13 protein-coding genes are annotated in these 13,021 nt (G+C 32.4%); 7 read left to right on the forward strand and 6 right to left on the reverse strand.

Going from position 1 to position 13,021, the window contains the following annotated elements:
• Positions 1-54: 54 nt before the first annotated feature.
• From PQ463_RS05995 to PQ463_RS06010, 4 genes are all read right to left on the reverse strand, one after another.
• On the reverse strand, positions 55-570 hold the full coding sequence (locus tag PQ463_RS05995) for a DinB family protein (protein ID WP_274256783.1): 516 nt from the start codon (positions 568-570) through the stop codon (positions 55-57).
• A gap of 10 nt (positions 571-580) precedes the next feature.
• Positions 581-3,166, reverse strand: coding sequence for a phosphoenolpyruvate carboxylase (locus PQ463_RS06000; RefSeq protein WP_274256784.1), 2,586 nt, complete (start codon positions 3,164-3,166; stop codon positions 581-583).
• Between the two features lie 92 nt (positions 3,167-3,258).
• Positions 3,259-3,738, reverse strand: coding sequence for an Lrp/AsnC family transcriptional regulator (locus tag PQ463_RS06005; RefSeq protein WP_008468989.1), 480 nt, complete (start codon positions 3,736-3,738; stop codon positions 3,259-3,261).
• 77 nt (positions 3,739-3,815) lie between these two features.
• Complete coding sequence (locus PQ463_RS06010) at positions 3,816-4,970, reverse strand: M14 family metallopeptidase (protein ID WP_274256785.1); 1,155 nt, start codon at positions 4,968-4,970, stop codon at positions 3,816-3,818.
• 312 nt (positions 4,971-5,282) lie between these two features.
• Here PQ463_RS06010 and PQ463_RS06015 point away from each other — a divergent pair, with 312 nt between their 5' ends.
• Positions 5,283-5,741 (forward strand): helix-turn-helix domain-containing protein, encoded by a 459-nt coding sequence (locus PQ463_RS06015; RefSeq protein WP_274256786.1) that lies wholly within the window; start codon positions 5,283-5,285, stop codon positions 5,739-5,741.
• A gap of 84 nt (positions 5,742-5,825) precedes the next feature.
• On the opposite strand, the gene PQ463_RS06020 is transcribed toward PQ463_RS06015, so the two are convergent.
• On the reverse strand, positions 5,826-6,377 hold the full coding sequence (locus PQ463_RS06020) for a 1-acyl-sn-glycerol-3-phosphate acyltransferase (RefSeq protein ID WP_274256787.1): 552 nt from the start codon (positions 6,375-6,377) through the stop codon (positions 5,826-5,828).
• A 64-nt stretch (positions 6,378-6,441) separates the two neighbouring features.
• Between PQ463_RS06020 and PQ463_RS06025 the strand changes: the two genes are divergently transcribed.
• From PQ463_RS06025 to PQ463_RS06050, 6 genes are all read left to right on the forward strand, one after another.
• On the forward strand, positions 6,442-7,107 hold the full coding sequence (locus PQ463_RS06025) for a spermidine synthase (protein ID WP_274256788.1): 666 nt from the start codon (positions 6,442-6,444) through the stop codon (positions 7,105-7,107).
• 5 nt (positions 7,108-7,112) lie between these two features.
• Complete coding sequence (locus tag PQ463_RS06030; protein ID WP_274256789.1) at positions 7,113-7,790, forward strand: peptidoglycan DD-metalloendopeptidase family protein; 678 nt, start codon at positions 7,113-7,115, stop codon at positions 7,788-7,790.
• A gap of 6 nt (positions 7,791-7,796) precedes the next feature.
• A complete protein-coding gene (locus PQ463_RS06035) occupies positions 7,797-8,273 on the forward strand; it encodes a hypothetical protein (protein ID WP_111369054.1) in 477 nt (158 codons plus the stop codon).
• Between the two features lie 24 nt (positions 8,274-8,297).
• Positions 8,298-8,810 carry a hypothetical protein gene (locus tag PQ463_RS06040; RefSeq protein WP_274256790.1) on the forward strand — a complete coding sequence of 171 codons (513 nt, stop codon included), beginning with the start codon at positions 8,298-8,300 and terminating at the stop codon, positions 8,808-8,810.
• Positions 8,811-8,857: 47 nt separating this feature from the next.
• Positions 8,858-9,328, forward strand: coding sequence for a nuclear transport factor 2 family protein (locus PQ463_RS06045; protein WP_274256791.1), 471 nt, complete (start codon positions 8,858-8,860; stop codon positions 9,326-9,328).
• Positions 9,329-9,439: 111 nt separating this feature from the next.
• Positions 9,440-11,182, forward strand: a complete 1,743-nt coding sequence (locus tag PQ463_RS06050) for an APC family permease (protein WP_274256792.1) — start codon at positions 9,440-9,442, stop codon at positions 11,180-11,182.
• A gap of 190 nt (positions 11,183-11,372) precedes the next feature.
• Here the strand turns inward: PQ463_RS06050 and PQ463_RS06055 are convergent, their stop codons facing one another.
• Entirely contained in the window at positions 11,373-12,860 is a 1,488-nt protein-coding gene (locus PQ463_RS06055) for an aminotransferase class V-fold PLP-dependent enzyme (protein WP_274256793.1), read from the reverse strand.
• Positions 12,861-13,021 lie beyond the last annotated feature (161 nt).

Here is a 13,021-nt window from a genome sequence, read left to right on the forward strand (position 1 = left end):
CCAAACTCCAACGAAATTGGAATTTGGGATTTTAAATTTTAAAATATTCAATTTTTACAAATATCTTTCCTCAAAAACTTTCTGATGATGTTTTTGATGTCCAATCATGACAAAACCTAAAGCGCGAACAGAAATCGGATTATTTGATGCAGTTCCAATTCGTTTAAGCTGTTCCTCAGATAAGCTTTTATAAAACAACAAATTAGAATGTCTCACAGCCGAAAATTCAGTTAATAAATCTTGAATGCTTCTCTTATTTGAATCTGTATTATCTGCGTAATCATTTTCTTCAAAACTCGGCAAAGGCGTTTTGTCGTTTCTTGAAAAACGTAAAGCACGATAAGCAAAAATTCGCTCTGTATCGATAACATGCTGAATAATGTCCTTTATAGTCCATTTTCCTTCGGCATAACGATAATCAAATTTATCCATTGGAATATTTTGAACAAATCGGATAAACTCGTGAAGCGAAATTTCTAATTCTTCAATTAAAATTCCATCTCCAGCCGCTTTGATATAAGTACCAAAATGGCCTGAATATTCATTGTCTAATAATTCTGCTGCTCTCATTTTTATTATTTTAAGCTGAGTTTCTACTTGCGTTAGTATTTCCAAATAATGATCTCGTTACGATTTTCTCATAAACTTTAACCAATTCTTCATTTGGCTTTTCCGCTTTATTTAACTCATTAATTCTCAATAAAGCATATTGCTGAATAGTCAACAACGGTAAAACAATGCGCTCTCTTATCTGAATTGAAGCAATACCATCAGGATAATTTTCCATTAATGTTTTATGACCAGCAATTTTCAATAAAAGACGTTTTGTTTCTGAGAATTCATCGTAGATAATCTGCCAGAATTCACCAAACTCAGGATCATTTTTCATGTAAGCTGTCAATGGCAAGAAAGATTTTGCTAATGACATCATACTGTTTTCAAGCAATGTTTTGAAAAATAATGAATTATGATACAAATCACTTACTTTGTCCCATTGTCCTGATTCCTCAAAATGTCTCAATGCTGAACCTACTCCAAAGAATCCAGGAACGTTCTGTTTTAACTGGCTCCATGAACCCACAAACGGAATCGCTCTTAAATCGGCAAAATCTAATGATTCAGATTTGCTTCTTTTAGAAGGACGGCTTCCAATATTTGTTTTTGAGTAATATTTAAGCGTACTCATTTTCTCTAAGTACGGAATAAACTTCGGATGATTTTTAAAGCTTAAATATTTATCATACCCTAGATTAGCCAAATCAGTCAAAATCTGAGTTTCTTCCGCAGTTAATTCGTTTTTCTCTTTACTAAATACTTGATTGGTAACACCAGCACTTAATAAGTTTTCGATATTATAACGGCAAGAATCTAAAGTTCCAAAATTAGAACTGATTGTTTGACCTTGAACTGTAATTTGAATTTCGTTGTTTTCAATTTTTGGACCAAGAGATGCGTAGAACTTGTGAGTTTTTCCACCACCACGAGCTGGAGGTCCACCACGTCCGTCAAAGAAAATCGCTTTAATTCCGTATTCTCTAGAAATTTTTGTCAACGAAATTTTAGCTTGATAAATACTCCAGTTTGCCATTAAATAACCACCATCTTTCGTTCCGTCTGAGAATCCAAGCATGATAGTTTGTTTATTTCCTCTTGATTTCAAATGTTTAGCATATTCTGGATTCGTGTACAATTGCTCCATAATAGTATGTGCATTTTGCAAATCATCTACAGATTCAAAAAGGGGAATAATATCTACTGTTGGCTTTTCCCAATTGTTCAAACGAATCATGGCAAAAGTTTCCATAACATTCAGAGCACTTTCGTTATTGCTAATAATATAACGGTTTGCTCCTTCTTCACCATTGTTTTGCTGAATCGTTTTAATAGCTTGAACAGATTCTAAAGTATATCTCGTGATTTCGTTTTCAAAGTCAGCTGGATTTAGATTTCCTTTAATTTTCGATAAAACATCAATTTTTTGATCTTCTGTCAATTCGTAATAATTTTTCGGGAAAACATCCGAACCAGAATTCAAATAGTAATTCACAACATCTTTGAAAACTGCATTGTGAATTTTACTATTCTGACGAATATCTAAAGTTGCAAAATGGAATCCGAATAAATTAACTTTTACCAAAAGCGCATCTAATTCATCCAAATATAAAGACTGATGCTTCTCAATAATTATAGCTCGAATTTTGTTTAATTGCGTTAATAATTCCTCTAATGTGATAAAAATATCTCCTTTAGAATAAAATACAGAACGATAAAGTTTATGTTCAAGTTCAGCAACCAAATCATCTACACCTGAGAAAGTTAACTTACGTTTTAAGTTTCTCATTTCTACATAATAGCACTTTAAAATTGAAGTACGCAAACGATCTGCAACTTTAAGTGTAATGTCTGTAGTAACAAACGGATTTCCGTCACGATCTCCTCCTGGCCAGAAACCAAGTTTGATCAATTGGTTGTGAATGGGATTTCCTTCTAAAATATTTTTTTGCAAGTAATGAACAATTTCTCCTGCTGTAGCATAAAATACATTTTCAAGGTACCAAATTAAACTTACCGCTTCATCGTAAGGATTTGGTTTTTCTTTCTGAATGAAAGGCGTTTTTCCTAATTGAGCTAGTAATTGTTTAATTTGCAGCAAATCATTTTGACGAATTGCTTCCGTCAAGTCATTGATAATTCCTAAAACAGGTCCAGGATAAAATTGAGTTGGGTGTGCTGTTAAAACCGTACGAACATTGAAGCTTTCTAGAAATTCACTTAATTCTTCATCTTTCTCTTTAGCATCCGATTTTTCTTTGATGTCACGAAGAGATCCACGTCCTTCCATATTGTTAACTTCCGGAAAAGCAGCATCTTCAATAGCATCAAATAATACAATTTGACGCTCTATATATTGAATAAATCGAAACATAAGGTCGATTTTTTCTTCTTCAGAAGCATTACTTAAGAATTTATTTGAGAAGAAATCAACAATTTCTTTTGGTGTTTCCTGTTTTTTAAAGCCTGTTTCGCAAGTTTCTGTAAATAAAGGAAGTAAAACTCCTGTATTATCTATAGAATCAAAGGGTAATGTTATAAAAACACTATTATAAATGTGGTATTTTGAGAGAACGTCTTGATTAAAACGCTCAATTTTTGGCAACGTATACATAATCGTGTTATAGTTGGTTGGTTAATTAGTCATAAAAAAACCCCAAGAATAAACTTGAGGTTATATTTTAATATAGCATTCAAGAAAAGTTCTTACATATTTTTGAAAATAGTATGCATCAAACGCTTCTTATCGTTTATACTTTCCTCTAATGAAATCATTGTTTCTGTTCTGTAAACACCATCAATATCGTCAATCATAAAGATAACTTCTTTTGCGTGCTTAGTATCTTTTGCTCTAATTTTGCAAAAGATGTTGAATTTTCCTGTAGTTACAGAAGCTACAGTTACGAATGGAATTTGATTGATTCGCTCTAATACAAATTTAGTCTGAGATGTATTATTAAGGAAAACCCCTACATAAGCAATAAATGAATAACCTAATTTATCGTAATCTAAGGCTAATGAAGATCCCATGATGATACCGGCATCTTCCATCTTTTTAACTCTAACGTGTACTGTACCAGCAGATATCAAAAGTTTTTTTGCAATGTCAGTAAACGGAACTCTCGTATTGTCTATTAACATATCTAAAATCTGGTGATCTACTTCATCTAAACGAAATTTACTCATAATTGTTTAATTAATATTACTAATTGCTATTACAAAGTATAAAATTATATATAAAAAACAACAAATTCACATAAAAATTAACTTTTTATTAATCCGTTAACAAATTTAACATTTTTATTTAAATAAAAATTTGCTTTTTGACCCGTTTTAGGAAAGTTTTGTAAATCGTCCGAATATTCTGCGCCTTTTGCGTCGTATTCATAATGTCCAAAATAATTTTCCAATTCGCCTACTTCAACTATGTAAGCGTTAAAATGAATCTTATTTTCGATTAATTCTTCTTTGTATTGAGCGACAAAATTCGTAATAATTTCGATACCATCATAATTTATTTTGACATTTTTATACATAAAATCATAAAAAACCACATTATTTTGTGAAATATTCAAATATTCAGAAAATCTATTGCTAACTAAATCGTTTTCGGATATCTGCTTGAAGCTTAAAATTAACGCGAAAAATATGAATTTCCTAGTAATCTCTCGTTCGTAATCCTCCGGAAAATGTCCTGCCTCAAATAAGATAGTTGGTACACCTAAATACTGAAAAGTGTCTCCTATACAATTAATATTGAAGGAGTCATCAAAACGTCCAACTTGTCCAGGGATGTATTTTTGAAGCTCTTCATTGATTCCTGCAATGACATTTATGGCTTTTAATCTATTTTCGTTTACTTCTCTTTCCTCATTATAAGATGGAGCCAAGAAAGATACTGTAGCAGGTTTTCCTGTTGTTCCTGCTCCAAATATGGTGCGCTGGTCATGTAAATTAAAACAGAAATCAGGCTTAAATTCTTCAAATACTTGGCGAAGCACTTTGCTTTCTGGCTGCGTTAAATCTTGCGAATCACGATTTAGATCTATTTCATTTGCATTTGCTCTTGTATAAAGTCTTGCTCCATCAGGATTAAGCATAGGAATGCAGTAAAACGTAAAAGTATTCAACATTTGCTTTGCAAAGTCGGTATCGTCATTCAATAGATTTATGAAATCAAATAAAGCTTTTGTTGTTGTGCTTTCGTTTCCGTGCATTTGAGACCATAAGTAAGCACGTGTTTTTCCCGTTCCAATTTGATAACTATATATAGGTTCACCTAAAACAGATGTACCAATAATCTTAACCTGACCATTTGTATTTAACTTATCTAAAAGCGGTTTAATATGGTCTAATGTAAGATATCTGCCAGAAATGGATTGTTCTTTGTATTGCGTAAAAAGCTGTTCTAAATTCATTGTATTTCGATTAGTTTACAAAAGTAAACATCTTTATTTTTACAATTGTAAACTGTTCGAAAATTTAATAATTTAGAATTGTAAACAGTTTTTGAGGACATTTAACAGTAGTAAATATAACTTGTTTTAATTGAGCTTTTTAAATTGATTAAGTATGTATAAAATAATATATTTCAGTTAATTATAAATATTTATTTAAATTTTAAATTTAACATAAAAATGAACTCTAATTAAAATTGCAACAATAATATTCGAATACTGTTTCTTTTTGTTTACATTTGTAAATGGACGAATTTAAAACAGGAATTTACAATGGTAAACATAGATGATTTTGTAAAAAGACTTGAATCCGTATTAGAATATTATGGCTTAAATGCCTCTGCTTTTGCTGATAAAATTGGAGTGCAACGTTCTAGCATGTCACATCTTTTATCAGGCAGAAATAAGCCTAGTTTAGATTTTGTAATGAAAATTTTGGAAGTTTTTCCCGATGTAGATCTATATTGGATTTTGACAGGAAAAGGAAGTTTTCCAAAAAACAATAATGAAGAAGTGGATGAAACTCAAAAGTCCTCTCCTTCTATTCTGCCAAATCAGAATATGGGAAATGATTTATTTTCGGCTATAGAAATAAATTCTGAAGAAGAAGAAAAAAGAGAACTCAAAAAATCTTCAGCTCCAAAAAACACAGATTTTAATTTGGAAGATGGCGAAATTGAAAAAATCGTCTTATTTTATAAAAACGGCACCTTTAAGGCCTATTCTCCGTAATGCAAAAATTAGCGCGTATTTGACTCTTTGCCTAGAAAATTTTTAAATATGCGATTCTCATGCATTTGAAAAAATTCTCAGAAATTACAATTTGATACCATTTTCAGGAATTTTTCCTAAAACACCTTCATAGTGCTTTTTCAAAATTTCATAATCGGCTTCGTAATTTCCAGTCGGATAAATTGCTTTACCTATATTGACTTCTTTTTTGCCCCAATCAAAAGCAACGGGAACAATTGGCACATTCGCTTTAAGCGCGATAAAATAAAATCCGGTTTTTAGTTCATTTACTTTTTTTCTGGTTCCTTCCGGAGCAACGGCCAAACGAAAGGTTTCTTTTCTATCAAAAATCGAAGCAATGGCATCTACTTTATTCAATCCGCCCGAACGATCTAATGGCTCACCGCCGACATTTCTAAAATAAAAACCAAAAGGAAATCTAAATAATTCCTTCTTTGCTACAAAATTCATCTGCAATCCAGATATGCCACGAGTCAAAAGACCTATATAAAAGTCATGATTGCTTGTATGTGGCATCACTACTAATACACATTTTTTTACTTCAGCATTCTCCATTCCCACTATCTTCCAGCCCATTAGCTTGTAAAAGATGAATTTGTACAACAGTTTTTTCATGAAAGATTCAATATTTGGTGCAAAATAAAAGATTTAATGGTAAATTTGAGTAAAAGCACAAAAAATGATTCGAAAATTTTTCAGTTATATAATTCCAATAAAAATATTTAAGAAAAAATCAGCCAGAAGCAAAATGATCGAAGTTACATGGGCAAATGGCGAATTAGTATTGGACACTGAAAACACAAATTATTCATATGGAAGTTTGCAGCGTATATTAAGGTACGGACTTCGAAATATTGGATACGATAAAATTCTTGAAATGGAGCATATTCTACTATTGGGAGTTGCCGGCGGAAGCGTAGTAAAAACTTTAGTAGATGAGATAGCCTACAAAGAAAAAATAACAGGAGTCGAAATTGATCCCGATATGATTCATATTGCCAATCAATATTTTAACCTTAATCAAATTAAACAGTTAGAAGTTGTCATTGACGATGCATTTGAGTTTGTCTTGAAAACAAAAGAAAAATATGATCTCATAATTATAGATATTTTTGAAGACACACATATGCCCAATTTTTTGTTCGAAAAGTTTTTTGTTGATAGAGTCTGCGCTATTTTAAGAGACAATGGTTTTGTTTTATTCAACACCATGATATTAGACGAAGCTCATAATGTTCGAAATAGAAAATATGTTGCAGAAGTAAATCCTAAAATGTTTAAAACAAAGATGCTGCCCCGCATTGAAGTACATAACGAATTAATAATTATAAACAAAGTTGCTTAAATTTTATGAAACCCCTTTCTTCAATCTTAAACGCCCTGCCACCTACTAAAGTTATTGATGCCTCAATTAATCTTTCTGAATATGTACCTTTAAATTTGTCTGTTTCAAATCAGGAATTGGTTGATAAAAAACTGGACACTTCAGAAGATTTTGAAAAATATATTTCAAACTATCTAAAAGAAAACAATGCCAAAGTTGCCTTTGGAGGTTACATAGAAGGTAGATTTTTATATCAAAGAAGTCCCATTTTTTTGGATGCCTCAAAGCCCGAACGCAATATTCATATCGGATTAGATTTATGGGCAGAAGCTGGAACTGCTGTACTTGCAGCACTTAATGGAACGGTACACAGTTTTAAAAATAATATTGGCTTAGGCGACTACGGTCCTACTATTATATTGGAGCACGAAATAGAAAATGAGAAATTTTATACTTTATACGGACATTTATCGTTAGAAAGTATAGAAAATTTAAATGTCGGAGACAATTTTAAGAAAGGCGAAAAAATTGCAACTTTAGGAAATGCCTCTGTAAATGGCGATTATGCACCTCATGTCCATTTTCAGATCATTCATAACATTGGAGATTATTGGGGAGATTATCCAGGAGTCTGCAATACAAAAGACCTAAACTTCTATATCGAAAATTGTCCCGATCCTAACTTATTATTAAAAATTACTTAAATAGTTATGAAGAAAGCAGGATTGATTATATGTTTGTTGTTATTAATCGGATGTAAATCTAAAACCGTAAGCAGAGATACAGAAGATTTAAAGATTAAAAAAGTTTCTGGAGCAGATGTAAATGCAAATCAGCAGCGTAAAGCGTATGATTTAGGAAAGAGAGTCTTGGAAACTTGTAATACTTCAAAATTTAAACCTTTTAATGAAACTGAAGTAACTAAAACGGTTATGGAAAACACAACAGAAGAGCGTTTAACCAAAACCTGCCAAAGATTTAGACAATACTACGGAAGTTTTATAGATTTAAAATTAGATGGAGTTTACAAAACCAAGCATGAAGTCATTTATCGCTATCATGCTTTGTACACAAAAAAAGTTGCCAATAAAGAATTGCGCATCTTTGTAAATGAAGACAATCTCATTTCTGCCATAAAATCTATGGATTGGGATGAAAAATTTGATGCCAAATTAGCCGATCAATAAATTACGATACCTATGAATTTTAAAATGCCACTACTTCTTTTGTTATTTGTTTCAACATTTGCTTCAGCACAGCAAACTATCAGTGTAAAAGGGTCTGCACCTTATCCTGCAACACAAGAATATACTTTCATCTGCGAGAAATATGCTTACTCTGGTGAAATTAATGTACAGATAGCTAAAACAGAAAAAGGAGGTATTTTAAAACTAACTGTTTCTACCGCAAATGACAAAGCAAAAATTGCCGGTGGCGTTTATGTCGATTTGACTAATGCAGATGTAATTGCTTGCACAGACAAGAATGTAAAAGAATCTGCAGATGGAAAAACAACTGCCTACTATTATTTCACTCCTGCAGAATGGCTAAAACTTAAAAAGACTGATATTTACGCCGTACGATTTATAATTGCAGGTGGGCCAGATATTTCAGGAAATCTAACTGGTCATTTTACAGCTTATAGTAAAGTGAAATATTTCTCAACAGCATTTGATAAATCTAAAAAAACATTTGATACAGCTAAAGAAATTAGTGTTTTATAGTGATTTTTTAATATAATAAATCTTATATTTAACATAAATATTTTTTTATGAACTCAAATGAAGCCTTGATTACAAAATTTTATACCGCTTTCGCGAATGCTGACGCCAAAACTATGAGCGAATGCTATCATCCGAAAGTTCATTTTATTGATCCTGCTTTTGGTTTATTAAAAGAAGAACAAGTTTCTAACATGTGGGAGATGCTGCTCTTAAAAAGTAAAGGCAATTTAAAAATTGAATTTTCAAATGTAAAAGCAGACGACTCTATCGGTTCTGCAAATTGGACAGCCACTTATAATTTTAGCAAAACAAACAGAAAAGTCATCAATAAAATTTCAGCCGAATTTATATTCCAAGACGGATTAATTATCAAACATACCGATAGTTTTGATGTTTGGAAATGGTCAAAACAAGCTTTTGGCCTTACTGGTTATTTACTTGGTTGGACAGGATTTTTCCAGAAAAAAGTACAATCCCAGGCCCTATCTGCTCTGAAACAGTTTCAGAGTGCTATATAAATCTGAATAGCATTAGTCTGTATTTGATTTAGTTTAATATCTGCCTTGATCGCACGATTATAATTATTTTGTTACTTATTATTTTACTAAAAGTGTTAACTCCGAATACTGATGAAAGAAATCGTACACAAAAAATTAAATCAATTACAGGCAACTGCAATTTGCGGAAACGATATAAGCTCTTCTTGCCTTTATGTTTCAGCTTTAACTATTTTGTATGCAGGACAATACGCTTGTATCTCACTCCTAATTGTTGCTGTCGTCTTATTTCTTTTCAGAAAAATTTATGCAGAAGTTGTCGGAGCAATTCCTTTAAATGGTGGCGCTTACAATGTTTTATTAAATACTTCTACAAAACGTCTGGCATCTGTAGCTGCAACATTGACCGTTTTGTCCTATATGGCGACCGCTGTAATTTCAGCTTCAGAAGGAATGCATTATTTACACGGAATTTTTGAGGGTCTTAATGTTACCATAGCAACAGTAGTTGTTCTCGTTCTGTTTACAGGATTGGCCATTTTAGGAATTGGGGAATCTGCATTTGTAGCCGTTATCATATTCATAACACATATCGGAACTTTGACTTTGCTGGTTTTGGCATCAGCTTGGTTTGTTTTGACACATGGTTTAGACACTTTTCATATCAATTGGCAGACACCTATTGCTTCAGGAAGCATTAAAACAGCCCTTTTTCTTGGGTTTTCTGCAGCTATGTTAGGGATCTCTGGTTTCGAAAGTTCAGCCAACTTCGTTGAAGAACAGGAACATGGCGTTTTTCCTAAAACACTTCGTAACATGTGGGGAATCGTGAGTTTTTTTAATCCCGTAATTGCCATTTTATTAATTAGTGTAATTCCGTTAACAGAAGTTGGAGAAAATAAAGAATCACTTCTTGCGCATTTAGGAGATACCACAGGAGGAGCTTGGCTCGCTTGGCTTATTTCTATAGATGCAGTTATGGTGCTTTGTGGAGCCGTTCTAACTTCTTTTGTTGGTGTTTCTGGGCTTCTAAACCGAATGACATTAGATAGAATTTTGCCAAATTATTTCCTAAAACAGAATAAAAGAGGCTCTCATTACCGAATTGTTATAAGTTTCTTGATTCTATGTTTATCAGTCCTATTTGCTACAAATGGACATTTAGAATCTCTGGCTGGAGTTTATACTTTTTCTTTCTTGGCGGTTATGGCGCTTTTCGGAATCGGAAACTTGCTTTTAAAATACAAAAGAAGTAAACTTCCTAGACCAGAACGTGCCAAAGGTATTGCTGTTGTTATTGCCGTATTCTTTGTCATTGCAGCATTTTTAGGAAACATGTCCTTAAATATCAATTCGTTTTATACATTTTTGCAGTACATGATTCCTGCTTTAATCTTTATTGGAATTATGCTAAATCGTGTTACTTTGATACGATTGTTAATCGAAGCTCTAGAATATTTTTATCAGCCATTACGCAAAATGGTTATTCTTAGCAATCGTTATTTAGAAAGTTTAAGTTCAAAAATCAACTCTCAAGAGTTCGTTTTCTTTACAAAAGGAGACGACATTACAATTTTGAACAAAGTCTTACAATATGTTGAAGACAACGAAACTACTAAAAAACTTAAAATTGTTCATGTAAAAAAAGACACTGTTGATAACGAAGCTCTTAAAAAAGATTTAGAAGTTTTGGATCGTGCTTATGACAGTCTCGACATTGAATTTATAGAAATTGAAGGCGTATTTGGTCCCGAAATTATAGATGAACTTTCTCAAAAATGGAACATTCCAAAAAACTTTATGTTTATTGGTTCACCAGGAAATAGATTCTCCTACCGAGTTGCCGATCTTGGCGGCGTAAGATTGATTATGTGAATATCAGGTCTTTTCCTTTGCGACCTCAATAAAGACAAAGATTATTAAACAAAATCAATACGAATCTTAGCGCTCTTTGCGTTAAAAAAAAAAATAGCCACAGATTAAAAAATTAAAGAGATTTTAAAAAATCAGCGTTAATCTGTATAATCTGTGGCTAAAGAGTTTTTAGCTATTTGAAGTTATAGATCTAAGATTTAAACCAACTTTCAACTAATTCATCTTCAAAAGAAGTTGCATCTTTATGAATAAACTCATTACGGTTTTTATCGTAAGAATAATCCAAAGCCCATGTTTTATGATTTGCAGCTAATTCTTTGATGCTATTGCAAACAAAAGCAATCTCTTCATCAGTTGTTGTTGGGTGAATTGACATTCTAATCCATCCCGGTTTTTTGATTAAATCGCCAATCGTAATTTCATTAACCAATTTATTAGAAGTTTCCTGATCAACATGCAATAAATAATGGCCATAAGTTCCTGCACAACTGCATCCTCCTCTAGTCTGAATTCCAAAACGATCATTTAAGATTTTTACCCCTAAATTGAAGTGAAGATCATCAATAAAAAACGAAATTACGCCAAGACGTTCTTTGTGCTGTCCAGCTAAAATTTTAATATTAGAAACAGGATCCAATTGAGAGAAAACATAATCAACAATTTCATGTTCACGTTCCATAATGTTTTCAATCCCCATTTCCTCCTTAAGCTCAATTGCCAGCGCAGTTTTAATAACTTGAAGGAAACCAGGCGTTCCGCCATCTTCACGATCTTCAATGTTATCAATATACTTATGCTCTCCCCAAGGATTTGTCCAGCTCACGGTTCCTCCGCCTGGGCAATCAGGAATCATGTTGTTGTATAACTTTTTGTTGAAAATCAAAACTCCAGAAGTTCCAGGTCCCCCTAAGAATTTATGAGGCGACATAAAAATAGCATCCAAATAAGATTCTGGATCTGCCGGATGCATATCAATTTCTACATATGGCCCAGAACAGGCAAAATCAACAAAACATACACCATTGTATTGATGCATTAGTTTTGCAGCTTCATGAAAAGGAGTTCTAAGCCCCGTAACATTCGAACAAGCCGTAATTGAAGCAATTTTGATAGTTCTATCTTTATATTTCTCCAATAAAGCTTCAAGACTCTCTAAATGAAAAAGCCCTTTCTCGCAAGACGGAATAATCTCAACATCTGCAATAGTTTCTAGCCACGAAGTCTGATTAGAATGGTGCTCCATATGCGAAATAAAAACTATAGGTTTTTTTTCTGCGGGAACAGTTGTAAAACTTTTTAAGTTTTCAGGAATTTTTAATCCTAAAATACGCTGAAATTTATTGATAACTCCCGTCATTCCAGTTCCATCCGTAATTAAAACATCATCATTGTTAGCATTGGCATGACGCTTAATAATATGTCTAGCATGATGGTATGCTTTTGTCATAGCCGTACCAGATACAGTAGTTTCAGTATGTGTATTGGCTACAAATGGTCCAAACTGATTTAATAGTTTTTCCTCAATCGGACGATATAACCTTCCGCTGGCAGTCCAATCTGTGTAAATTATTGATTTTGTGCCATAAGGCGAAGTAAATTCTTGATTTATACCGACAATATTCTGTCTAAATTTCTGGAAATAAGTTTCCAGTGTCATGGTACTATTTTTGCTATTCATTAGTTGTGCCTTGTGTTTGACTGCAAATATATATAGTTTTTTATAAAATTGCGAATTTATCAATAGTAAACTTCAAACACTATATTACTGTTTGATATTTTTAGTTAAAACAACTTTTTTTTTAATAAATTATCATAATATCCTATCGAATTAATAGGCAT

It is taken from the genome of Flavobacterium sp. KACC 22763, assembly GCF_028736155.1.
Classification (GTDB): Bacteria; Bacteroidota; Bacteroidia; order Flavobacteriales; family Flavobacteriaceae; genus Flavobacterium.